This is a genomic window from Streptomyces sp. NPDC017940 (assembly GCF_044328435.1).
Lineage (GTDB): Bacteria > Actinomycetota > Actinomycetes > Streptomycetales > Streptomycetaceae > Streptomyces.
In genome coordinates this window covers 570,081-592,866 of record NZ_JBIRHJ010000005.1, presented here as the reverse complement: position 1 = coordinate 592,866, position 22,786 = coordinate 570,081, and the positions used below count along the sequence as shown (strand labels likewise).

Below are 22,786 nucleotides of genomic sequence, written 5' to 3'. Positions count from 1 at the left end.
GGTGGCTGACCCGTTCCGCTACGCGTGCAGTCGGCTGAGGGGCGTGGCGCGCGCGGCCTCGACGAGGGCCGCCCAGGCTTCGATGAGCAGGGCGAAGTCCTCCATGTCCTGGCGTGCCTCGTCGAGCAGGCGGCGTCGCCGGGGCGCGAGGGAGTCGGCGAAGGCGGCGTACTTGCCGCCGAGTCTCCGGTAGGAGCGGTCGAGGACGCGAAGGCGCTCGGTGTTCTCCGCCGTGTCCAGGAGGGTGCTCTCGCGCACGAGTGCGGCCACGCGCTCCACGCGCACCTGGTGGTCGTCGTCGAGCAGGCCGGGGCCCGCGGCCGTCATCCCGCGGTAGACGAAGTTCAGGTACAGCATGGAGAGGAAGAACTTCACGAACCGGTTCTGGTAGGCGACGAACCCGGCGTCGGTCCTGCGCTCGCCCGTGTAGAAGTTCACGATGTTGCGGTTGTGCAGCACGCCGGGCAGCGTGGCGTCGTACACCAGGTGCAGCAGGAAGTAGTCGCTGCCGATGGTGTCGGTGGCCGGGGGCAGCGGCACCCGCTCGTGGACCTGGTGGAAGCTGACGTTGCACATGTCGACGCGCATGGGGTCGACGAGGGTGAGGAGCGCCTCGTCCGCGGTGAACGGTTCGTGCCCGGCGCCGCGGAAGGACTCGTCGACCAGTTCCCGCTTCTGTTCGTCCGTCCAGTCGAAGGGCGCCCACAGGCCGACGACGTCGCGGAAGACCTCGCGGTCGATGGCGTACATCTCACCGATGTCCACCGACAGTTCGCCGATGAACGACGAGCCGACGAGGACCACCGGCTTGTCCGCGTGGTGTGCCTCCAGCGTGCTCGCGGCGACACCGTCGGCCGCCTCGGCCGCGCGCTTGCCGAGGGACGTCAGCTCGTGGTGGACGGGGTACACGGGCTGCCCGTCCAGGACCTGGTAGGTGCTGTCGGAGTCCCTGCGGTGGACCGACTCGCAGCCGAGGGCGGCGGCGACGAGGAAGGCACGGTTGGTGCAGGCCCCGTACGACACGGCGTCGGGCAGCATCAGATCGAGCAGCAGGTCCGGCTTCAGGAGGCCGGACCCGCGGATCGCCTCCCGCAGGAAGGCGCGCTGGGCGTCCTCGTCGAGGTGGTGGACGACGAGGTGCGGCGCGCCGTGCGCCGCCCCGGCCGCGCGGGCGTGCTCGGCGAAGGCCCCGGGCGCCGAGGAGTCCAGGATCAGCACGTGTACCTCGACGGCGAAGGCGCGTACCGCGTACTGGGCTTCTTGGAGCAGGGCCGTGACCATCGGGGCGCAGGCCCTGTTGGTGGGCAGGGTCAGGCAGATCTTGCGCATGGCGTGTCTTCGCTTCCCCACTAGGCGTTGTCCGGGTGCCAGGAGCTGAGGCCGAGGAGTTTCTCGCCGAGCCCGCTGAGTTCGGCTCTGCCGTAGCGCTCGGACTCGTGCCGCGTGGCGTCGCCGACGAGCGTCGCGTTCCAGTCGGGCGTGGACAGGCTGCGCCAGGACTCGATCCGGGACTTGCGCAGCGCGTGGTGCTCCTCGAGCGCCGGCATCATGGAGAGGTACTGCACGGCGCGGACACCGTCGTCGGAGGTGTTCGGGGCGACGCCGTGGGCCAGCATGCCGTTCCAGATGAGGAGGTCGCCCGCCCTCAGCTCGGGGCGCACCACGGGGAACTCGGCCCGGTCGGTGCCCGGGCGCACCGGGTCGCGGCCCGCGGGCTGGTCCAGCCTCCAGCGGTCGAACTGGCGGAACAGCTCCGGCGAGCACTGGAATCCGCCCAGCTCCGCGCGGGTGTCGTGGAGCGCGATGATGCCCTGTACGCGCTGCGGAAGCACCTCGCGGGTGGAGTCGACGTCCCAGTGCAGCTCGATGTCGAAGCCCTCTTCGGTGGGGGCGATCAGCGCACGGTCACGGTTCTTGACGTTCGGCGGGTTGAGGTTGAGCCGGTCGAGGGTCACCCACAGCTCTTCGCAGTCCCACACGTCGACGAAGGCGTCGTACACCCGCTGCGTCTGCCGGCTGTCCCACATCAGCTGGTGGTGGTACGCCTCCACGAAGCCGTAGATGTAGAGGTCGCGCTCCAGGTCCGTGCGGAACTCCCGCTCCTCGTACCAGGTGTCGGGCCGGGACCGGTCGAGTCCCTGGAAGTCCCAGGTGAAGTCGAGCAGGCTCCGGGCGGCCGGGGCGGGTATCGCTTCCTCCACCACCACATAGCCGTAGGTCTGCCAGAAGGTGAACTGCTCCTCGCTCAGGACGCGCAGCGGGCGGGACTTCACGATCTCCCTGAGCGGGAACTGCGCGAGGTACGACTCGCCGTCCGAGCTGAAATAGGGCCGGTCGGAGGCGGCGCGGTGCAGGAACTCGTGGGTGGACATGCGGGGTCCTCCATGGCTGGTGTCGCGGTGAAGGGGTACGTGTGGATGCGGCGAGAGGGCGGGGGAGACCGCGGCTGCACGGTTCGGCGCATGGGGGGAGGCCTCACGGGGAGGCGGCGACGAGTACGGCGGGAGCGCTGCCGTCGTCGCGGTCCGGGGGCCGCTCTGCCCGCCGGGCCGGTCAAGGGCCGGGTGCCGCTCGCCGCGACGGGACGGGGCCGTCCGGTCACGGGGGGCGTGCGGGATGTCGACATGCCCCGGTGGATCCGGGGTCTGCGTGGGTGCGGGGGCGTGGCCGACGCGGGCCACGGGGCTACGGTCGTGCCGGTGGCACGGGCCCGGGGCGGCGTCGGCGCGGGACGCCGTGGATCTCGGTGTCGACAGAGCCGGTGGTGCTACCTCCTAGTGCTCGACCTGGTGCTCGGCGCCGCCTCCTGCGAAGGGCTCCGGAGGACGCACGGTGCCGACCGGTCGACGTCCTGCCGGGGGCCCACGCCGGTTCCTGACGCCGGCGCCGCTCTCCCGTAATGGACTAGACCAGGTGCGGTTTTCCCTCAAGATGGCCTAGACCTGGGCTGAAGTCAACCCCCGCCCGATGGGGGCGCGTTGGGCTCTGCGCGCCCGTGGGTACGGTGTGTCGTCGGCCGGTTCCGGGGGGTGCGGGGCGGGCCGCTCGCCCGCGCCGCACCGGTGCGACCCTTCAGACGGTGCCGACGAGGACCTCGGCGACCGCGATGCCCGACACCCTCGTGGCCCCGTACGTCGTCAGGTGCACCGCGCCGATCTGCTCGCCCGCGGGCACGCCCATCTCCACCACGAAGGCGTCGGGACGGCGCCGCACCAGTCCGGCGAGCGCCTCGGACATCCAGGGGTGCCGGGCCGCGTCACGGACGACGACGACCAGGTCCCTGCCGGTCGCCGGTGCCAGCGCGAGCCGGTCGAGGAGGTCGTCCTGGTCTCTCAGCTCGGCCTCGGACAGGCGCACGGAGGTCGTGCCCGGGCGCAGGGCGCGCAGTGGCTCGCCGACGCCCCACGGGGTGGCGCCGTCCACGGCGAGGCTCATGGTCGGGGAGAGCTCGACGACGTGCGGGTCGGCCGCGAGCGGCAGCGCGGCGCCGGTGCCGCCGCGGTGGACGCGGACGGCGCGGCGGGCCGCGACCAGGCCGATGTCGGACGGCTTCGCCTCCGGCTCGGCCGCCCGTGCCAGGCCGCTCGACCAGGTGGCGAACTCGCTCACCCGGGCCGCGGCCTCGGCGAGCCGCTCCTCGGGCAGCGTCCCTTCGAGCACCGCGCGCACGAGGGCGTCGGCGAGGTCGACGGTCGTGGACTCCTCGGCGCTCTCACCGCCGACGCACACGGCGTCCACTCCGGCGGCGACCGCCCGCACGGTGGCGCCGCCGATGCCGTAGGGGCCGCTCACGGCGCTCATCTCGATGCCGTCGGTGACGACGAGGCCGGTGAAGCCGAGCCGGTCGCGCAGCAGGCCGTTGACGACCGGGCCGCTGAGGGTGGCGGGCAGCTCCTCGTCGTACGCGGGCACGAGCATGTGCGCGGTCATGACGGCGCGTACACCCGCGTCCATTGCGGACGTGAACGGCGGAAGGGCCGTACGGACGATCTCCTCGGCGTCGGCCGTGAACCGCGGCAGGCCGTGGTGGGAGTCGACGTCGGTGTCGCCGTGGCCCGGGAAGTGCTTGGCGCAGGCGGCCACCCCGGCCGATTGCAGACCGCGGATCCAGGCGGCGGTGTGGCGGGCGACGACGTCGGTGAGCGCGCCGAAGGAGCGGACGCCGATGACCGGGTTCATCGCGTTGGAGTTCACGTCGGCGCTGGGCGCGAAGTCCAGCGAAACGCCGATCGCGCGCAGCTGGTGGCCGATGTCGCGGGCGACCTGTTCGGTGAGGTCGGTGTCGTCGATGGCGCCGAGGGCGAGGTTGCCGGGCCAGGAGGCGCCGGTGCGGGCGCCGATGCGGGTGACGTCACCGGCCTCCTCGTCGATGGCGACGATCAGGTCGGGGTTCTCGGCGCGCAGGGAGGCGGTGAGCGCGGCGACCTGCTCGGCGCTCTCGATGTTGCGCCCGAAGAGCACGACGGAGGCGAGCCCGTCGGCGATCCGGCGGCGCACCCAGTCCGGCGCGGTGGTGCCCACGAACCCCGGCTGGAGCACGGAGTTGGCCAGCCGGGTCAGACGCGGGTCGCTGTCGCTTGCCATGAGGGACCTCCGTAGAGCGGGGTGCGGGAACGGCGGCCCGGCCGGCCGCGGTGGAAGCGGGGGAACGAGCCGGATATTGGCCTATACCAATCAACGGTGTCAAGGAGTCGTTGTAGGGGGATGTGCGGACAAATGTGCTGCACGCGAGGGGTGTTCGATGGTCTGGGCGGGGGAGCCCTGCGGGGATCCCTCTCCAGTCTTGGGCGTGGTGGGGGAGCGCGCCGTCATCCATTCGGATCGCCGACTAAGCCGAAGGGTGTACCCGAATGTCGTCCAGTCTGTCGATCCTCGTCGGCGGCCCGCGCCGGAGCATGGAAGGAGATCCCGGACTGAAGGCGGTGGCACCATGCTGCACGACGGACTCTCCTCCCGGCCCACCCGGCGACCCTCCTCACCTGCGGGGCCTGCCGGGCCTGCCGGGCCTGGGGGACCTGGGGGACCTGGGAAATCTGCGGAGCCTGCTGGGCCTGCTGGGCCTGCGGGACCTGGGGCACCCGTGGGACCCATGGGGCTCCCCTCCCTGCTCGGCGAACTGGCCCGGCTCGCCGCGCTGCCCCTGGAGCTCGGCGAGACGCTCCCTGCCCGCGCCTACACCAGTGCGGACTTCCACCGCCTTGAAGGGGAGCGCATCTTCGGCAGCGACTGGGTATGCGTCGGCCACGTCGACCAGGTCGCGGGGCCCGGCGACTATCTGCGCACGGACGTCCTCGGCGCCCCGCTGGTCATCACGCGCGACGAGAACGGCGACCTGCACGCCCTGTCCCGGGTGTGCAGGCACCGCTTCATGGACGTCCTGCCGCCGGAGACGACCCCCGACCAGGGTTCGCTCAAGCGGCTGACCTGTCCGTACCACACCTGGACCTACCGCCTGAACGGCGAGTTCGCGGGCCGCCTCGCAGGCGCCCCCCTGATGAACCAGGTCGAGTTCGACCGCACCGCGTGCAGACTGCCCCGGTACCGCCTGGAGGTGTGGCAGGGCCTGATCATGGTGAGCGCCGACCCGGACGCGCCGCCGCTCGGCCCCCAGCTCGCCGACCTGGACGCCACCCTCGCGCCCTACCGCATCGCGGACCTGGTCGTCGCGTACACCGAGCGCTGGGACGGCGTCCCCGCGAACTGGAAGGTGGCGTTCGAGAACGGCTCGGAGAACTACCACCACATGGGCTCGCACGCGAACACCCTCGATCGGATCCTGCCCGGCAAGGACACCGTCGTGGACGAGTGCGAGGGGCGCGGGTTCAGCATGTACACGCCCTTCGCGTCCGGCATGGAGCTCCCACAGGACCCGGACGGCACGGATTCCGACGGCACGGACCCGGACGGCACGGACCTGGCGGGCACGGACCTGGTGGGCGCGGGCCTGGTGGGCACGCCCATCCCTGGGCTCGGCATGCGCCAGCTCTCGGGGATGACCGTCGCGGGCGTGTTCCCGAACATGGTCCTCGCGCTGCTGCCCGACAGCGTGACCTTCGTGCGCTGGGTGCCCACGGGGCCGGACACGCACGACGCGCTCGTCACGGTCCTGGTCCCGGCCGAAGCCAAGCGGAACCCCGGCTTCGACGGGTATGTAGCGGCCTCCAAGGAGCAGTTCAAGGTGATCCAGGCGGAGGACCTGGTGGCCATCCGCGGTGTCCAGCGCGGCCTCGCCACCGACCCCGCCCCGTCGGGCGGCCGCTTCTCCCATCTGGAGCGCCCGCTGTGGCAGTTCCAGCGGTATCTGGCGGAGCGCCTCGCGGGGGACGCCCCGGCGGCGCCCTGATCCGCGGCGCGGCAACGAGGACCTCGCGCGGGAGGGGACGTGGCGGCACATCCCGGGTGTGGGCAGCGCCCCCGCCGACCCCGGCTCGCGTACACGCTTTGTCCTGACGCGAGAAAAAGTCGTGTTCCTTGTCGCGCAAGGGGTTCCCGCCGCGGCGAAAGCTGGCTAGCGTCCCGCCCCGAGCCACCGCACGCGCCACGCCAGTACTTCCGCCATCATCGCCTCCGTACTCGCCGGGAGCAGCAATGAGCGCACGGCCGTACCGAAGACTCCGCGCCCGTCTGAGCTTCCTGGTGGTCGCCTCCTTCCTCGCCGGGACAGCCTGGGCGGCCCCGGCCGGCGCCGATGAGGAGCCGAGCCCCTTCGTCGAACTCCCGCCCCAGGAGCCCGGCGTGACGCAGCGCGTCTACGACGTGCAGCAGCCGCTCAAGACGCTGTGCGAACTGAAGGCCGGGCAGACGCCGAACACCGACCAGCTGAAGCAGAACGTCGACTGGAAGGAACCCGGGGACTTCGGGGGCCACGCCGACAACTTCGTCTCGCAGACCATCGGCAACATCCAGGTTCCCGAGGACGGCACCTACGCCTTCCGCCTCACCAGTGACGACGGCTCCCGACTGGTCATCGGCAACCAGCGGGTCATCGAGCACGACGGCCTGCACGGCCCGACACCCAAGGACGGCACGGCCGAGCTGACCGCGGGCCATCACGCCCTGCTGATCGAGCACTTCGAGGCGGGCGGTGAGCAGCAGGTCACGCTCTCCTGGCGGCCGCCGGGCGCGAGCGACTTCACCGTCGTGCCGAACTCGGTCCTGAGCACCGACGCCGGTGTCGTACGGGTCACGGCCCCGGGCCGCAAGGAGTGCGCCAACTCCACGGAGTCACCGGGCGACGGCCTGCCGCTGAACGGCGTGCACCCCGACTACCGGCTCACCGACCTCAGGCCGAAGGGCTTCGAACCGCAGGTCACCGCGATGGACTGGCTGCCCGACGGCCGCCTCGCCGTGTCCACCTGGGGCGGCACCGACAACACCGAGGGCGAGGTCCACCTCCTGGACCACGTCACCGGGGGTACGGGACCCGACAAGGTGACCACCGAGAAGGTCGCCGACGGCCTGAAGGAACCGATGGGCCTGAAGTACGTCGACGGTTCGCTGTACGTCTCGCAGAAGCACGAGCTGACCCGCCTGAAGGACACCGACGGCGACGACGTCACCGACGCCTACGAGACCGTCGCGACCTGGCCGTTCGGCAAGAACTTCCACGAATTCGCCTTCGGCCTGCTCTACCGCGACGGCTACTTCTACCTGAACCTGTCCGTCGCCATCGACTACGGCGGCGCCACCACCGACCCGCAGCCCGCGAAGAACCGCGGCACCACCGTCAAGGTCGACCGCGAGACCGGCGACGTCACCTACGTGGCGGGCGGCCTGCGCACCCCCAACGGCATCGGCTGGGGACCGGGCGGCGATCTCTTCGCCACCGACAACCAGGGCGGCTGGCTGCCGTCGTCCAAACTCCTGCACGTCAAACAGGGCCGCTTCTTCAACCACCACACCAACCCCGACGGGCCGTTCGACGACAGGCCCGTCACCCAGCCCGTGCTGTGGCTGCCGCAGAACGAGATCGGCAACTCACCGAGCACCCCGCTGCTCCTGAAGGAAGGCACCTTCGCCGGGCAGATGCTCATCGGTGACGTGACGTACGGCGGAGTCCAGCGAGCGTCCCTGGAGAAGGTCGGCGGTGAGTACCAGGGCGCGGTCTTCCGCTTCACCCAGGGCCTCGAAGCCGGGGTCAACCGGCTCAGCACGGGCCCCGACGGTGCCCTGTACGCAGGCGGCCTCGGTGCCGGCGGCAACTGGGGGCAGCCCGGCAAGCTGAAGCACGGCCTCCAGAAGCTCACACCGGCGGCCGACGACGCCTTCGACATCAAGACCATGCGCGCCACGAGGACCGGCTTCGAGCTGGAGTACACCAAGCCGGTCTCCCGGGCGACGGCCGACAAGCTCGCCGCGCGCTACCGCGTCACCCAGTGGCGCTATGTGCCGACCGCTGCCTACGGCGGCCCCAAGGTGGACGAGGAGACACTGCCGGTACGCGCGGCGACGCTCGCCGCGGACCGAAGGAAGGTCACCCTGGACATCCCGGGCCTCAAGCCCGGACGCGTCGTCCATCTGCGCTCGCCCCGCCCCTTCACCGCCGAGGGCGGCAAGGAACTGTGGAGCACCGAGGCGTGGTACACCCTGAACCGCATCCCCGGCGCCGGCCCCGCACAGCAGACGTTGTACGAGGCGGAGGAGTCCCGGCTCGAAGGCGGCGCCGGCACCAACGACAACCACTCCGCCTACTCGGGGCGCGGCTTCGTCGACGGGTACGGCACCAAGGGCGCCGCCACCACCTTCGACGTCACGGTCAAGAAGGGTGGCACCTACGACGTCGGCCTGCGCTACGCCAACGGCCCCCATCCGGCCGCGGGGACCAAGACGCTGACCGTCCACGTCAACGGCCGCGAGGTGCGGCAGACGAGACTCCCGAGCACCGGCACCTGGGACAGGTGGTCCACCCGCGCCGAACGGATCGAACTGCGCGCCGGCGCCAACACCATCACCTACCGCCATGGCGACGGCGACACCGGACACGTCAACCTCGACCTGCTCGCCGTCCACCCGCGGGGCGACACAACCACCCTCTTCGACGGCACCGACCGCTCACCGTGGCAGCACACCGACGGACGCACTCCCCAGTGGCCGCTGGTCGGCGACCGCGCCATGGAAGTCTGCTGCGGCGACATCCGCACCAAGGAGGCCTACCAGGACTTCAAGCTGCACGTCGAGTTCCGGCTGCCGAAGCTCCCGCCGGACGTGACCGGGCAGGACCGCGCGAACAGCGGGGTCTACCTCCAGGAGCGGTACGAGATCCAGATCCTGGACTCGTACGGCGACAGCACACCCGCCGACAACGAGGCCGGCGCGGTCTACACGAAGAGGGCACCCGACAAGAACGCGGCCAAGCCGCCCGAGACCTGGCAGACGTACGACATCACCTTCCGCGCCGCCCGCTTCGACGACGGTGGCACGAAGACACAGGACGCGCGCGTCACGGTGGTGTGGAACGGCGTGAAGGTCCACGACGACGTGGCGATCGACGGGCCGACGGGAGGGGGAGACGCGGAGAGCCCGGCGGCCGGGGCCATCCGGTTGCAGGACCACCGCAACGCGGTCCGGTACCGCAACATCTCGATCCAGCCCCTGTAGACCTCGACCACCCGCACTCGACCCCGACTCGCACTCGACGCCGTCGACCTTCTCGACGTCCGTCAACCTCCTCGACGTCCGTCGACCGTCACTCGACGGCCGTCGGGAGGCCGGGCGGGACGCGCCGCAGCGGGCGCGTCCCGTCCTCCCGCGCCGCCGGGCGCGTAGGGTCCGACGGCATGCAGCCCTCACGCCCCTCGCTGTCATGACCGGCCGCCGCAGCGCCGGACTGCTCCTGTTCCGCAACCCGGGCCCGGCCGTCGAGGTGCTCATCGGCCACATGGGCGGACCGTTCTGGGCCCGCCGCGACCACGCGGCCTGGTCGATCCCCAAGGGTGAGCACGGCGGGGAGGAGGAACCGCTGGCCGCCGCGGTGCGGGAGTTCGAGGAGGAACTCGGCAGGGCGGCCCCCGCGGGCCCCTATCTGCCGTTGGGCGACGTACGGCAGGCGGGCGGCAAGACGGTGGCCGTGTGGGCCGTCGAGGCCGACCTCGACCCGGCGACCGTGGTGCCCGGCACCTTCCGGTTGGAGTGGCCGCGCGGCTCCGGCCGCTTCCAGGAGTTTCCCGAACTCGACCGGGTGGCCTGGCTGCCCCTCGACCGGGCTGCCGACAAGCTCGTCGCGGGCCAGCGGGTCTTCCTGGAGAGGCTGGCCGCGCACTTGACCGCGTGACCGCGTGACCGCGTGACCGTTTTTACGGGTGCGGGTGCGGGTGCGGGTGCGGGTGCGGGTGCGGGTGCGGGTACGGGTGGAGCGGGGCGGGGCGTGCTCGGGCGCGGGTGGAGGCGGGGTCCGCTTCGGCTCAGCCGCGCCCGTCCCGCGTGTCCCGTACTGTCAGATCGCCGTGCTGATTCATGATCACCCGTCCGTGTCCCTCGGCCTTCCCGGACTGCCGGTACGTGGTCGACGCCGCGGGTGCGGGCGGCGGGAAGGAGGCGATCGCCGCCTGGAGTTCCGCTGCCGCGTCCGGGTGGTCGGCGAGGAAGTCCTGGAGCCGCACGCGCCAGGCACCGCGCGCCTGCGCCAACTCGGCTCCGCCGTCCGCGCGCCGCGCCACGTCCCGCAGCGCGTCGAGGCGCCGCCCCGCCCTTTCGCTCTGCTCGGGGTCGCCTCGGCCGAGGAGCCGCACGAAGCGGTCGCGCGTGGTCTGCCAGGCGTCCTCCGCCGCCGCGCCGACGAGCCCGGCGGCGCCCGCGGCGGCCAGGGCGGCCAGCCATTCGGGGTTCATGTGGTCTCTCTCCTCACGTGTGCGTTCGTGTGCCGGTGGGCTCAGGGGGCCCGCTCGGCGGTCCAGTCGCCCTTCGCGTTCTGGCAGCCGGTGGCGAATGCGCCCTTCATCGAGTCGCCGTGGACGGTGCCGGTGAAGACGATCGCCGACTGGCCGCCGCCCGCGGAGCCGAAGGTGATGCGGTCGCCATCGAGGCTGCCGGTGAGGGCTCCGTCCAGGTCGCAGCCGCTGATGCCGTTGACGGTGAGGTCGCCGGTGATGCGGCCGCCGTCCTCCTTCAGGCGCGCGTCGAAGGTGCCGCCTCCCACGGCGACGGACCAGATGCCCGTCCAGCGCCCGTCGAGCCGCACGGCGCCGTCCGGGGCCGGTGCGGAGGACGCCGGTCCCGCGGAGGGGGTGGGCGGCACGGACGGGGTGACGGCGAGGCCGAAGTGCGAGTAGCGCGCCGACACGGCGGCGGCACCTCCAGGCCCCGGCACCGCGTCGACGACGAGCCGTACGAGGCGCCCGCGCTTGTCGATCCGTGCGGTGAAGGCGACGGGCGAAGGTGCCGCTGACCTCGCTGACATGGCCGATCTCGCTGATGTGGCCGATCTCGCTGACCTCGCTGATGTGGCCGATCTCGCCGATGTGGCTGGTGCCGCCGATGTGGTCGGTGTCGGTGGGGTTGTCGAGGGAGAAGGGGCGTCCGGTTGGCGCGGGGGTTCCGGAGGCGGCGGGGACGCGGGCCGCAGCGTCCCCTCGAACGCGCACCCGTCACGCTCGGCGGCGGTCACCGACCGCAGCAGCCGCGCGGCCGCGGTGGGGTCGACGGCGTCGGTGAACGCGCCGTCGGACCGCACGAGGTTCCTGTCGGCCCCCGCGGGGACCAGGGTGCCCGCGGGCAGGGCGACCCTGCCCCGCGCGATGGTTCCCGCCACGGAAGGACCGTCGCCCACCCGCTGGGTGAACCACGCGGAGCGCACCCGGGGGTCGGCCGCCCCCAAGACGCGGTGCGTACCCCGGTGGACGGTGAAGCGGTAGCTCGTCAGGCCCGTCCTGCGGGCCGCTTCCGCGAGCGCGGCGGGAGCCGAACGGCCGTCGACGGCGGAGTCGCACGAGGCGCCTCGGCCGGGAAGGGACACGACGACGCTCACGGAGGCGGCGGCGACGACCACGACGGTGACCAGGGTGAGTACGGCGGGCACGCCGACACCGCCGCCGCCCGCGCCCAGCACCCCCGCCGCCTTCGCGAACACGGACGTGGCCTTGGTGACGACCGCGCCGCCGGGCACGGATCCTCCGGTCACCGCGCCTTCGGCGCCCACGGAGGGCGGTCCCGGCGGGGGAGGAGGGGCGGTGGGCGGTGGCCCGGGCGCTCCGGCCGGCGTGGCGGGTTCGGCCAGCGGCCCCTGCGGCAGATCTCCCGCCGCGCCGTCGGCCTCCGCCCCCGAGAGGTGCCGGGCGGCAACCGTCCCGGTCACGGCGGCCCCCGCTCCCGCGACGCCGACCACCGCACCCGCGGCGCCCCGGCTCATCCGGCGCGGCCGCTCGGCGAGCCCGAGGACCACCTGGTGGTAGATGTTGCCGTGCTGTACGGCGTTGACCGTGCCGTGCCCGTCGGCGGTCGCGAACTGGGTGGAGGACGTACCCGCCGACTCTGCCCCACCCGCCGACTCTGCCCCACCCACCGGATCCGCCACCGTGTCGGGCGCCGGATCCGCTGTGCCGAAAGGCGCCTTTGCCGCGCCGCGCGTCACGTCCGCCGTACGGGCCGTCACGTCGGCCGCCGCGAGCAGCGCATGCACCGTGTCCGTCAACCGCCGTGCCTGCGCGCCCTGTTGCGGGTGCGCGGCGAGTGCGGCGGCCAGCTCCTGCCGCACGTGGGGCACGGAGTCCATGAGGAACTCGTCCCGCCCGGCGGAGTCGCGCCGCTGGGCCTCAGCCGTCCATGCCCGAATCCGCTCGACCGCCGAGCCGTCCCCCGGGTCGAGGAGCGCGGCCACTCCCGTGTGGGCGACGGACCACGCGTCCGTACCGATCGCCGCCGCCAGATGCTCGGCCACATCGGCGGCCGTGTCCGAAGCCGCTCCGGCAGCGGTCCCAGTGCCGGCGGAGTCCGGGAGCCGTCCGTGCGGACCGTGCGTGTCCTCGGTCATCAACGCCGCCTCCCCCGATGCGCCACGCCGTTGAGTTCGTGAAGCTAGCAGCCGAGGCCGCACCTCAGCAGGCCTTCCGCGGGGAGCGCGAGGCGGACGGCAGTGAAGGGCGCGCACAGGGCGCGCCCGGTCGGTGGAGTGCGCCGCCCGACGGGTCGCGAGTGACCACTGACGGCGTACTGGCACCTGCAACGGATTCCTGATACTCACGCACATACGCCAGCACAGCTACTTGCGGCCCACGCACGTGCACCAGCACAGCTATCTGAGACTTACGCACGTACACCAGCACAGCTATCTGAGACTTACGCACGTACGCAAGCACCGCTACCTGCGACCCACGCACGTGCACCAGCACCGCTACCTGCGACCCACGCACGTACAGCACCAGCACCGCCAACTAGACGCACACCCATACGTCGGCACAGCCAGCCGTACCGAACGCCGTTCGCCGAACGCCGGAGGTCCCTCATGGGCAAGCGCCGTCCGCACCGCCCGAGCCTCGCGGCCGTGACCGCGCTCCTCGTCACCGCCCTGCTCGCCGGAGGCACCGCCCCGGCCGCCACGACGGACGGGACAGCCACCCGTACCACCCCCGACGGGGCCCCCGGCGCGTCGGACGGCGTCCCCCGCCTCACCGACGACCGCGGCCGCACACTCACCCTGCGCGGCTGGAACGTCGAGGACAAGACCCACCACGGCCCGGACGCCCTTGTCGCGATCACCGAGCGGCACTTCGCCGATCTGCGTGCCCACGGCTTCAACTTCGCCCGCCTGCTGGTCTTCTGGGACGACCTGGAGCCCCGGCGGGGACAGTACAGCGAGGCGTATCTGCGCAAGATCCGTCGGATCCTCGACTGGGCGCGCACCCACCGCGTCCACGTCGTCATCGACGCCCATCAGGACGTCTTCGGACCGGCGTTCGATCACCGCGGGATACCGGCGTGGGCGACACGCACCGACGGACTCCCGTTCACCCCGCACCCCGACGACTGGTTCGCGGAGTACTTCGAGCCCGCCGTCCAGCGGGCCTTCACCCACCTCTACGAGGACGCGGACCTGCAACAAGCCCAGGCACGCATGTGGCGGCTGCTCGCCGATCGCTTCGGCGGCCACCCCGCGGTCCTCGGCTACGACCTGATCAACGAGCCGATGGGGGAGCTGCGGCAGGGCGAGGACCTGGCGACCGCGGCCCGCCGCATCGAGGCCACCCAGCTCACCCCGATGTACCGGCGCCTCGCCGCCGCGATCCGCACCCGGGACCGCACCAACTGGCTGTTCGTCGAGCCGACCCCGATCGTCGGCGAGGGCGTGCCCACCGGACTCGGCCGGGTGGCCGACCGACGCGTCGTGTACGCGCCGCACTTCTACGACACCGCGATGGAGGCGGGTGCCGACTACGATCCGGCCGCCGGCTGGATCGAGGCGTACGAGAAGGCCGTCACCGTCTACCCGCGCGAGCAGTCGATCCCGGTGGTCGTGGGGGAGTGGGGCCCGCTGAACAGCGGACTGCCGAACATGCGCAGGTTCCACGACGACGCCCTCGCCTCCTTCACCCGGTACTCCTCGGGGTGGGCGGCCTACGTCTGGTGCTACGGCGGCGGCTACTGCGCCCTCGACCGGGACGGTCGTCTCCGTACCAACAAGGAACGCACCGTCACCCCGTACGCCCCCGCCGTCGCGGGCACCGTACGTACCGACACCCACGATCCCGGCACCGGCACGTACCGCCTCGCCTACCGTTCGAGCCCGCGCCCCGGCACCACCGTGCTGTCCCTGCCACCAAGCCGCACCGGCTGGCGGATCACCGTCCCGGGCAGTAAAGCGCGGCCCAGCGCACGGCACGTGCCCGCCGGACCGGCGCGGCAGGTCACGGTGCGGGCGGGCGGCGGCGTCGAGGTGCGGGTGACGGTACGACCGGCCGCGTGACGGCGACCGGCGGGCTGGTGTGGTCGACGTCGGCCGGTGTGGCTAGCGCCGGTGGTTGCGGCGATAGCGGAACGGGCCCGGCAGGTCCATGGACGAGGAGCGCCGACCGTTGGAGTTGATGGTGTGCCGGGGGCCGTGCCTGCCGCCGAGGGTGATCGACCACGAGCGGCCGTTGATGTTCAGGCGGACCCCGGGCAGGATCCGGAACGACTTGCGGTAGTGGATCGGCATCGCGGACTCCTCGCGTCCCTCGTGCTCCCGCTCGCAGACGACCTCGTCGCCGCGGCCGGCGTACGGCTCGACCCGGTCCTCGTACGGCGTCGGCTCGACATCGACGACGGCCCCCACCGGCACGCCGGAGCGCGCGAGCGCGCAAGGCAACCGGTCATGAAGAAAGGCAAGGAGAACATCCGCTCCTTGCCACTCTTAACTTATAGCGCACCGGGGGGCTTGCGGCAAGGCCCCCGTCGTGACGCAAAATCGCAGGCCACACCCCGAAACCTGCGGACATGGAGTCTCCTGAAGTGCACGTGCTTCCGTCAGCAAGCCCCTTGAACACCGGCGTCTTCGACCTGCCCGACCGCCTCTCCGCCAAGGCCGACCCGACGCTGATCGCCGACGACGAGAAGCACTTCACAGCCGTCGCGGCGAGCGTCGAGCAGGCGGTCACCGACCTTTCCGACCGCCTGGACGCCGAGCTCAAGGCACCCGGCGGCACCGGCAGGCAGGCGATGGACCGGGACGCGGAGGTCCACCGCCTCACCGGCCGCCTGCGCGCCCTGCGCCGCTTCGGCCTGGACCTGTGCCTCGGGCGCATCGTCACCGCCGACGCCCCCGAACCCGTGTACATCGGCCGGCTCGGCCTCACCGACAGCGAGGGGAACCGGCTCCTCGTCGACTGGCGCTCCCCCGCGGCCGAGCCCTTCTTCGGGGCGACCCACGCCAACCCGATGGGCCTGGCGAGCCGCCGCAGATACCGCTGGACCGGCGGCCGGATCAGCGACTACTGGGACGAGGTGTTCACCGCCGAGGGCCTCGAACGGCACACGGCGCTCGACGACCAGTCCGCCTTCATCGCCAGCCTGGGCAGCAGCAGGTCGGCCCGGATGCGCGACGTGCTCGCCACCATCCAGTCCGACCAGGACGCCATCATTCGCGCGGGCTCCCGCGGCGCCCTCGTCGTCGACGGCGGACCGGGCACGGGCAAGACCGTGGTCGCCCTGCACCGCGCCGCCTACCTGCTGCACTCCGACCCCCGCCTCGGCCACCGCAAGGGCGGCGTGCTGTTCGTCGGCCCGCACCGGCCCTACCTCGCGTACGTCGCCGACGTCCTGCCCAGCCTCGGCGAGGAGGGCGTGCAGACCTGCATCGTGCGGGACCTCGTCGCCGAGGGCGCCACGGCACCGGACGAGAACGACCCCGAGGTCGCCCGCCTGAAGTCGTCCGCGGACATGGTGAAGGCGATCGAGAAGGCCGTCGCCCTCTACGAGGAGCCGCCCGCGAAGGGCATGACGGTCACGACCGACTGGGGCGACATCCGGCTGAGCGCCGACGACTGGGCCGAGGCCTTCGAGGCACCGGACCCCGGCACACCGCACAACGAGGGACGCGAGCAGGTCTGGGAGGAACTGGTCGCGATCCTCCTCGACAAGCTCGACGGCGACGTCCCGATCCACGCGTTCCGTGCCGCGCTGCGGTACGACGAGGAACTGGTCGACACCCTGCACCGCGCCTGGCCGCTCCTCGACGCCGCCGACCTGGTCTCCGACCTGTGGACGGTCCCCGCCTATCTGCGGCTGTGCGCCCCCTGGCTCGAAACCCGCGAGGTCCGCAAACTCCAGCGCAAGGACGCACCCAAGGCCTGGACGGTGTCCGACCTGCCGCTCCTGGACGCGGCGCGGCAGCGGCTCGGCGACCCGGAGGCGACCCGGCGCAAGCGCAGGCAGGAGGCCGTCCTCGCCGCCCAGCGCGAACGCATGGCGCAGGTCGTCGACAACCTGATCGACGCCGCGTCCTCCTCGGGCGCCGACGGCGACGACGGCGAAGGCCTCGTGACGATGCTGCGCGGCCAGGACGCCCAGGTCAGCCTCGTCGACGAGGCCGAGCTCGCCACGGCCGACCCGGACCTGCTCGCCGGTCCCTTCGCGCACGTCGTCGTGGACGAGGCACAGGAGCTGACCGACGCGGAGTGGCAGATGCTGCTGCTGCGCTGCCCGTCCCGGAGCTTCACCATCGTCGGGGACCGGGCCCAGGCCAGGCACGGGTTCACCGAGTCCTGGCGGGAACGTCTCGGACGCATCGGCCTCGACCGCGTCGAGGTGGCGTCCCTGACCGTCAACTACCGCACGCCCGAGCAGGTCATGGCGGAGGCCGAGCCGGTCATCCGCGCCGCGCTCCCCGACGCCAACGTGCCGACGTCGGTCCGCAGCGGCGACGTCCCCGTCGTCCACGGCTCCGTCACGGAGCTGGCGTCGGTCCTCGACACCTGGCTGGCCGCGCACGCCGAGGGGACCGCCTGTGTGATCGGCGATCCCACGTTCCAGGAGACCTCCCGGGTCCGGTCGCTGACGCCCTCCCTCTCGAAGGGGCTGGAGTTCGACCTGGTCGTCCTGGTCGACCCCGAGGCGTTCGGCGAGGGCGTCGAGGGAGCGGTGGACCGCTATGTCGCGATGACCCGGGCGACCCGCCAACTGGTCGTCCTCACCAGCTCCTGAACCACCCGGCCGCCCCCGACGTGTGCGGGGCCGTCTCACGCCCACTTCTGCTGTCGCGTGGACGCGCAGCGCACCGCGCGCAGACCGGCGCGGCCGTCGTCCTCCAGGCACCTCCCGGTGTCCGCGTTCCTGAGGCCGACCGCCTCGTCGGGCCCCGGGGCGAACACCCACTTCTGGGAGGGCGCCGCCCCGCACCGCTCGGTGCGCAGGTCCGCCGGGTCGTGGTCGAGACACTTTCCCGTGGCGTGATTGCGGAGCTGACGCGCACCGTCGGCATACCGGCGGACGGTCCACCACTGGTACGGCATCCCGTTGCACGCGTAGGAGCGCAGCCCCTTGTCGAGGCTGTCGTCCAGGCAGTTGCCCGTGGCCCGGCTGACGAAGATCCGGGTGGCCTCGGGTGGCCTTGTGGCACCCGCCCCCGCGGAGTGCGCAGAGCCGTCACCGGCCGGGGCCTTGGCGACGGTGTCGGCGGGGTGGGCGGGGGACAGGGGCGGGCCGCCGGGCGAGGAGCGCGGCGGGGGGACCGGGCCCGAGGGCATGGCGGACGAAGGGCCCGGCGTGGTGCGCGGGGCGGGCGGGGAGTCGTGGGGGAGGGCGAGCAGGGTGACGACGACGCCGGTGAGCAGACCGGCCACGGCTCCGGCCGCCGCACAGGCCCACCGGCCGGTGAGCCGGGCCCGCAGGGAAGCCCCGGCGTCCCGGTCGGCCGCGGGCGGCCGGGGGTCGGCCGCGGGCTGCGGGCGCTCGACGGCGACTTCCGGTAAGGGCTCCGGCCTGCTGCGGTCGGCCGCTTCCCACAGCGCCCGGTACTCGATGGGGTCTCCGCCCAGCGCCCGGCACACGTCGCGGACCACGGGCCACGGCGGAACGATGTCCCCCCGGAAGTAGCGCGAGAGCGACGAGTCGCTGATCCGCACCTGCTTCTCCAGGCTCCGCAGCGTGCGCCCCGAACGCTGCTGGAGGGCACGCAGCGCCCCGCCCAACCGCCGCGCCGCCACGGCGTGTTTCGCTCGTCCGCGGTCGGTCATCGAGAACGGCTCCCTGTGTGGCGACTTGACGGGAGAGGGGGCACCTGGAGGGCGAGGCCCGCTCCAGGTGCCCGTGTGCGGGTCTTCCGAGAAGATCGGACCGCGCGGAGGTCAGACCCGGTCGGCCGCGATCAGGACGTACTGGAAGGACCCGTCCTTGTAGGAGTTGATGAACGCGTCCTCGATCCCCGTGACCAGCGAGGACGTGGCCCGCAGCTCCCAGTACGGCAGGGTGGCGGGGGTGAGGTCGACCACGGCCTGCGGCACGAGGCGGTTGTCGGCCATGGCGCGCAGGTACTCCCGGCGCGAGTGGATGTTGCACTCGAAGTGCGCGTTGATCTGCGAGACCCACTTCGACGGCTGGCCGTACCGCGGGTTCCAGCAGCCGGTGATGGTCACATAGCGGCCGCCGACCTCGAGGATGCGCGCGTGCTCGGCGAACAGGTCGTGCAGGTCGACGTACATGCTCGACTCGTTGTTCCACGAAGCCGCGACCTCCCCGGTCGCGAAGGGCGTGGCGAGCATGTTGCAGACGCGGGCGTGGACGTGGTCCTGCACGCGCAGTTCGCGCGCCCGGTGGTTGGCGAAGGCGGCCTGCTTGGCGGAGAGCGTGACGCCTTCCACCTTGCATCCGAAGCGCTGGTGGGCCATCACCATCGAGCCGCCGCGGCCGCAGCCGGCGTCCACCAGGGTGTCGTCGCGCCCGATGTCGCCGAGGTGTCCCAGGAGGAACTCGGCCTGTGCCGACTCCAGGCGGTGGAGCTCCGCGATCAGCTTCTTCTCGCTTTCGCTGTCCTCGGCGTCACCGAGCGCGGAGTGGTCGACGTCCCCGATGCCGTAGTGGTGGTGGTAGAGGCCGTCGACGTCGCCCAGGCGCAGGTTCACGGGCCTGGCCTCACCGTCCCAGTAGCGGGCGATGTCCCCCTGGTAGGGCGTCGCGGGGCCGGGGATGCGCAGGGGGGTGCCGCTCGACGTGGCGGTGAGGTCGGTGCTTGTCACAGATGAATCCATTTCTCTTACCAGAAGTCGGGCAGGCTGTAGCGGTAGGTGTTGGACCGGTGCCAGTAGTGGTTGCCGTCGACCCAGGCGGCCACGCCGCGCAGAAAGCGCTGCGCGCTCGGCACGGGGCAGGCGGCGGCCAGCTCCGCGGCCGCGGCCTCGAAGTCGCGCATGAGTTCGTTATGGACCTCGACCGACTTCAGATAGGCGTCCCGTTCCGAGAGGCCCTCGCGGTCGGCGATCACGACGGGCAGGTTCAGGTGCCTGCCGGGGGAATGGAGTTCCTTGGTGTACGAGTACAGGTCGTTCACGATGGTCGTCGCGTTGCTCGCGAGCGCGATGACCCTCTGCATGGCGGGCTGGGCGTGCAGGTCCGCCGGGAGTTCGTAGCCGCCGACGGTGTCGGTGATGGTCGGGCAGGGGCGGAAGTTGTTGAACTGGCGCATCGCCAGGTACTCCCACACCTCCGGCACGCGGTCCAGCTGGGCCCAGGCGGCCTCTGCGAGATACCCCATGTGCAGCCGGGCCATGTCGTGCCGGAACCGGTCGGCCTGGGAGGGGCTGCCCACCTGGACGAAGTACTCCATGGCGGAGCGGTAGGCACGTCGGGGAGCGTCCGCGTGCAGGGACTGCGCCCAGTGCGGCTGGTACTCCTGGGTGGTGTACAGCGGGTCGAGGGCGGTGTGCGCGAGGAGAAGGCGTTCTCCGAGGCCGTCGGGGGAGCCTCCGTGGTCCTCGCAGTAGCAGTCGTCGACCGCGTTCTCGGCCACCATCAGACGGGTGGCGATCATCAGGTGGTCGACGCTGGGGGCGTCCGGATGGCAGGCGACCATGTAGCGGCCGACCAAGAAGCCGTCGAACTCCTCCTCCCAGTCGTCGGGATACAGGGAGACCTCGTCGATGGCCCAGGCCTTGATCCTGCGGCTGACCTCCTCGACCCGCACCGGGTCGGGTTCGGGCACCGGGTGGTGGTAGAGGCCGGGGATCGGCGTACCCTCCGCCTCGTGCTGCCGTGGCTGCTCCGGTGGCGGAGCGGGCGTCTCCGGCTCCGCCCGCGGGGCCAGGCGCAGGCCCGCGGTGCCCAGACCGCTCGGGCCTCGCAGGATCCGGGAGAGGCCGGCGTCCGGCGCGGGAGCCGCGACGGACGACGACGGGACGTCGATGACGGGTGCGGCACCGGGGGCGGGCGGGACGCCGACGGGGGGCGGAGCAGCGACGGAGGGCGGGGCGGGCGGCGAGGGCGTGCCGGACGGAACGCCGAAGACGGCCTTGATGTCGCAGGCACGGGCCGCGGCTTCGGCGAGGACGTGTGCTCCGAAGCGGGAAACCGCATCGGGCACGCTCGACTGCGGAGGTGTCGGCTCGGGCGCGTGCGCAGGCGTCGGCGCGTGCGCGGCGGGTGTCGGAGCGTGCACGGGTGCAGGCTCGGGCGCGGCGGGCATCCGGGGCTCCTCGGCGGAGCGGGCGACCGGGTCCACTACCTGCCCCAGCGGGCGATCTGCACGTTCTCCAGGACGCCGACCGCGTCCGGCACGAGGATCGCGGCGGAGTAGTAGGTGCTCACGAGGTAGGAGGTGATCGCCTGTTCGTTGAGGCCCATGAAGCGCACCGACAGGCCCGGTTCGTACTCGTCGGGCAGGCCGGTCTGGTGCAGGCCGATGACGCCCTGGTTGTCCTCGCCCGTACGCATGCACAGGATCGAGCTGGTCTTCTCCTCGGTGATGGGGATCTTGTTGCAGGGCAGGATCGGGACCCCGCGCCAGGCAGGGACCTGCTGGCCGCCGAGGTCGACGTGGTCGGGGTAGATCCCGCGGGAGTTGAGCTCGCGCCCGATCGCCGCGATCGTCCTGGGGTGCGCGAGGAAGAACTTGGAGCCGCGGCGGCGGCAGAGCAGTTCGTCCAGGTCGTCGGGGGTCGGCGGTCCCGAGTGCGGCTGGATGCGCTGTTTGAAGTCGGCGTTGTGCAGCAGGCCGAACTCCCGGTTGTTGACCAGCTCGTGCTCCTGGCGTTCGCGCAACGCCTCGATGGTGAGGCGCAGTTGCTCCTTCGTCTGGTTCATCGGGCCGTTGTAGAGGTCGGAGACCCTGGTGTGGATCCGCAGGACGGTCTGCGCCGCGGAGAGTTCGTACTCCCGCGGATTCAGTTCGTAGTCCACGAACGCGCCGGGCAGTTCGTGCTCACCGGTGTGGCCCGCCGACATGGCGATCTCCGCCTCGCCGCGGTGGTTCTGCCGCCGCCGGGAGCGCGACCTCAGCTCTTCGAGATGGGCCCGCAGGGCGGGCGACGCCGACACCACGGCCGCGAAGTCGGCGCGGGACAGGGTCAGCAGGGTGCCCGCGGTCTCCGCGGTGGCCGTGTGGTCCCAGCGGGCGTCCTCGTCCAGGAGGGCGTGCTCGCCGAATCCGTCGCCGTCGGCGAGTACGTCCAGGGCCACCTCGTCGCCGTAGGGTCCGGCCGTGGTCTGGTTGACGCGGCCGTGGGCGATCAGATGCAGGTGCTCCGCGGGCGCCCCGCGCTCGGCCAGCGTCTCACCGGCGCGGACGTCGCGCTGCACGCACCGGTCGGCGATGGCGGTCAGCACCTCCACGTCGTCGAAGCCGCGCAGCAGCGCCAGTTCACCGAGTTCGCGGGGGATCACCCGGACGTCGGCGCCGTCCTGGACGAAGTCCACGGTGCCGTCGCCGACGGTGTAGCTCAGGCGGCGGTTCACCCGGTAGACCCCGCCCTTGGTCTCCACCCAGGGGAGCATCCGCAGCAGCCAGCGAGAGGTGATCTCCTGCATCTGCGGGGCGGACTTGGTCGTGCTTGCGAGATTGCGGGCGGCCGCCGTGCCCAGGCTTTTCTGCCGCGGCAGTTCCGCTTGTGTCTCCGGGCTCGAGTCAACAGTCATCGGGCGAGCTCTCCTTGCTCAGGGGAGTGACGCGTGTACGTGGACGTCACCGGCAACGGAAGAAATAGAGGCGGGCAGGGGTGAAGGAGATATGGGCGCATAGGGAGGGGAATCCGTTCAGATTCACAGGAACCCTAGTGGCCGCTCCGGCCGCCGGACCAAGGAAAGCGGCCGACATTAACTCGATACGATGATCGTGCCCGAACGATGTTTGCCCGCGTGCCGACGGTTTCCAGCCGAGATCACCTCGGGCCCGCCC

At 72.1% G+C, this 22,786-nt stretch carries 15 protein-coding genes; 5 read left to right on the top strand and 10 right to left on the bottom strand.

What is annotated here, in order from left to right; genetic code table 11:
- Positions 1–18: 18 nt before the first annotated feature.
- The 3 genes from ACH4DX_RS20700 to ACH4DX_RS20690 form a co-directional block, all read right to left on the bottom strand.
- Positions 19–1,329 carry a DUF6271 family protein gene (locus tag ACH4DX_RS20700; RefSeq protein ID WP_398156172.1) on the bottom strand — a complete coding sequence of 437 codons (1,311 nt, stop codon included), beginning with the start codon at positions 1,327–1,329 and terminating at the stop codon, positions 19–21.
- Positions 1,330–1,349: 20 nt separating this feature from the next.
- On the bottom strand, positions 1,350–2,372 hold the full coding sequence (locus tag ACH4DX_RS20695) for a phytanoyl-CoA dioxygenase family protein (RefSeq protein ID WP_398122991.1): 1,023 nt from the start codon (positions 2,370–2,372) through the stop codon (positions 1,350–1,352).
- A gap of 700 nt (positions 2,373–3,072) precedes the next feature.
- Positions 3,073–4,584: a glycoside hydrolase family 3 protein gene (locus ACH4DX_RS20690; protein ID WP_398156171.1), complete on the bottom strand. Its 1,512-nt coding sequence runs from the start codon at positions 4,582–4,584 to the stop codon at positions 3,073–3,075.
- A 505-nt stretch (positions 4,585–5,089) separates the two neighbouring features.
- Between ACH4DX_RS20690 and ACH4DX_RS20685 the strand changes: the two genes are divergently transcribed.
- From ACH4DX_RS20685 to ACH4DX_RS20675, 3 genes are all read left to right on the top strand, one after another.
- Positions 5,090–6,343 carry an aromatic ring-hydroxylating dioxygenase subunit alpha gene (locus ACH4DX_RS20685; RefSeq protein WP_398156170.1) on the top strand — a complete coding sequence of 418 codons (1,254 nt, stop codon included), beginning with the start codon at positions 5,090–5,092 and terminating at the stop codon, positions 6,341–6,343.
- A gap of 245 nt (positions 6,344–6,588) precedes the next feature.
- Complete coding sequence (locus ACH4DX_RS20680) at positions 6,589–9,597, top strand: family 16 glycoside hydrolase (RefSeq protein WP_398156169.1); 3,009 nt, start codon at positions 6,589–6,591, stop codon at positions 9,595–9,597.
- A 205-nt stretch (positions 9,598–9,802) separates the two neighbouring features.
- Positions 9,803–10,270 (top strand): NUDIX domain-containing protein, encoded by a 468-nt coding sequence (locus tag ACH4DX_RS20675; protein ID WP_398122987.1) that lies wholly within the window; start codon positions 9,803–9,805, stop codon positions 10,268–10,270.
- 130 nt (positions 10,271–10,400) lie between these two features.
- Here ACH4DX_RS20675 and ACH4DX_RS20670 read toward each other — a convergent pair whose 3' ends face one another.
- Both ACH4DX_RS20670 and ACH4DX_RS20665 read right to left on the bottom strand, forming a co-directional pair.
- On the bottom strand, positions 10,401–10,826 hold the full coding sequence (locus ACH4DX_RS20670) for a hypothetical protein (protein ID WP_398156168.1): 426 nt from the start codon (positions 10,824–10,826) through the stop codon (positions 10,401–10,403).
- Positions 10,827–10,867: 41 nt separating this feature from the next.
- A complete protein-coding gene (locus ACH4DX_RS20665; protein WP_398156167.1) occupies positions 10,868–12,964 on the bottom strand; it encodes a hypothetical protein in 2,097 nt (698 codons plus the stop codon).
- Between the two features lie 471 nt (positions 12,965–13,435).
- Here ACH4DX_RS20665 and ACH4DX_RS20660 point away from each other — a divergent pair, with 471 nt between their 5' ends.
- Positions 13,436–14,893 (top strand): glycoside hydrolase family 5 protein, encoded by a 1,458-nt coding sequence (locus ACH4DX_RS20660; RefSeq protein WP_398156166.1) that lies wholly within the window; start codon positions 13,436–13,438, stop codon positions 14,891–14,893.
- 42 nt (positions 14,894–14,935) lie between these two features.
- Here ACH4DX_RS20660 and ACH4DX_RS20655 read toward each other — a convergent pair whose 3' ends face one another.
- On the bottom strand, positions 14,936–15,124 hold the full coding sequence (locus ACH4DX_RS20655) for a DUF4236 domain-containing protein (RefSeq protein WP_398156236.1): 189 nt from the start codon (positions 15,122–15,124) through the stop codon (positions 14,936–14,938).
- A gap of 278 nt (positions 15,125–15,402) precedes the next feature.
- On the opposite strand from ACH4DX_RS20655, the gene helR reads away from it, so the two are divergent.
- Positions 15,403–17,607: an RNA polymerase recycling motor ATPase HelR gene (gene helR, locus ACH4DX_RS20650; RefSeq protein WP_398156165.1), complete on the top strand. Its 2,205-nt coding sequence runs from the start codon at positions 15,403–15,405 to the stop codon at positions 17,605–17,607.
- 35 nt (positions 17,608–17,642) lie between these two features.
- Here helR and ACH4DX_RS20645 read toward each other — a convergent pair whose 3' ends face one another.
- The 4 genes from ACH4DX_RS20645 to ACH4DX_RS20630 form a co-directional block, all read right to left on the bottom strand.
- A complete protein-coding gene (locus tag ACH4DX_RS20645; protein WP_398156164.1) occupies positions 17,643–18,638 on the bottom strand; it encodes a helix-turn-helix domain-containing protein in 996 nt (331 codons plus the stop codon).
- 111 nt (positions 18,639–18,749) lie between these two features.
- Positions 18,750–19,649: a geranyl diphosphate 2-C-methyltransferase gene (locus ACH4DX_RS20640; protein ID WP_398122981.1), complete on the bottom strand. Its 900-nt coding sequence runs from the start codon at positions 19,647–19,649 to the stop codon at positions 18,750–18,752.
- A 5-nt stretch (positions 19,650–19,654) separates the two neighbouring features.
- Positions 19,655–21,079: a family 2 encapsulin nanocompartment cargo protein terpene cyclase gene (locus tag ACH4DX_RS20635; RefSeq protein WP_398156163.1), complete on the bottom strand. Its 1,425-nt coding sequence runs from the start codon at positions 21,077–21,079 to the stop codon at positions 19,655–19,657.
- 35 nt (positions 21,080–21,114) lie between these two features.
- Positions 21,115–22,527 carry a family 2B encapsulin nanocompartment shell protein gene (locus tag ACH4DX_RS20630; protein WP_398122979.1) on the bottom strand — a complete coding sequence of 471 codons (1,413 nt, stop codon included), beginning with the start codon at positions 22,525–22,527 and terminating at the stop codon, positions 21,115–21,117.
- Positions 22,528–22,786: the final 259 nt, after the last annotated feature.

Bases quoted from the DNA above. Each gene is read 5' to 3' on its own strand.
- ACH4DX_RS20700 (WP_398156172.1), bottom strand. From the start codon at position 1,329: ATGCGCAAGATCTGCCTGACCCTGCCCACCAACAGGGCCTGCGCCCCG.
- ACH4DX_RS20695 (WP_398122991.1), bottom strand. From the start codon at position 2,372: ATGTCCACCCACGAGTTCCTGCACCGCGCCGCCTCCGACCGGCCCTAT.
- ACH4DX_RS20690 (WP_398156171.1), bottom strand. From the start codon at position 4,584: ATGGCAAGCGACAGCGACCCGCGTCTGACCCGGCTGGCCAACTCCGTG.
- ACH4DX_RS20685 (WP_398156170.1), top strand. From the start codon at position 5,090: ATGGGGCTCCCCTCCCTGCTCGGCGAACTGGCCCGGCTCGCCGCGCTG.
- ACH4DX_RS20680 (WP_398156169.1), top strand. From the start codon at position 6,589: ATGAGCGCACGGCCGTACCGAAGACTCCGCGCCCGTCTGAGCTTCCTG.
- ACH4DX_RS20675 (WP_398122987.1), top strand. From the start codon at position 9,803: ATGACCGGCCGCCGCAGCGCCGGACTGCTCCTGTTCCGCAACCCGGGC.
- ACH4DX_RS20670 (WP_398156168.1), bottom strand. From the start codon at position 10,826: ATGAACCCCGAATGGCTGGCCGCCCTGGCCGCCGCGGGCGCCGCCGGG.
- ACH4DX_RS20665 (WP_398156167.1), bottom strand. From the start codon at position 12,964: ATGACCGAGGACACGCACGGTCCGCACGGACGGCTCCCGGACTCCGCC.
- ACH4DX_RS20660 (WP_398156166.1), top strand. From the start codon at position 13,436: ATGGGCAAGCGCCGTCCGCACCGCCCGAGCCTCGCGGCCGTGACCGCG.
- ACH4DX_RS20655 (WP_398156236.1), bottom strand. From the start codon at position 15,124: ATGCCGATCCACTACCGCAAGTCGTTCCGGATCCTGCCCGGGGTCCGC.
- helR (WP_398156165.1), top strand. From the start codon at position 15,403: ATGGAGTCTCCTGAAGTGCACGTGCTTCCGTCAGCAAGCCCCTTGAAC.
- ACH4DX_RS20645 (WP_398156164.1), bottom strand. From the start codon at position 18,638: ATGACCGACCGCGGACGAGCGAAACACGCCGTGGCGGCGCGGCGGTTG.
- ACH4DX_RS20640 (WP_398122981.1), bottom strand. From the start codon at position 19,649: ATGGATTCATCTGTGACAAGCACCGACCTCACCGCCACGTCGAGCGGC.
- ACH4DX_RS20635 (WP_398156163.1), bottom strand. From the start codon at position 21,079: ATGCCCGCCGCGCCCGAGCCTGCACCCGTGCACGCTCCGACACCCGCC.
- ACH4DX_RS20630 (WP_398122979.1), bottom strand. From the start codon at position 22,527: ATGACTGTTGACTCGAGCCCGGAGACACAAGCGGAACTGCCGCGGCAG.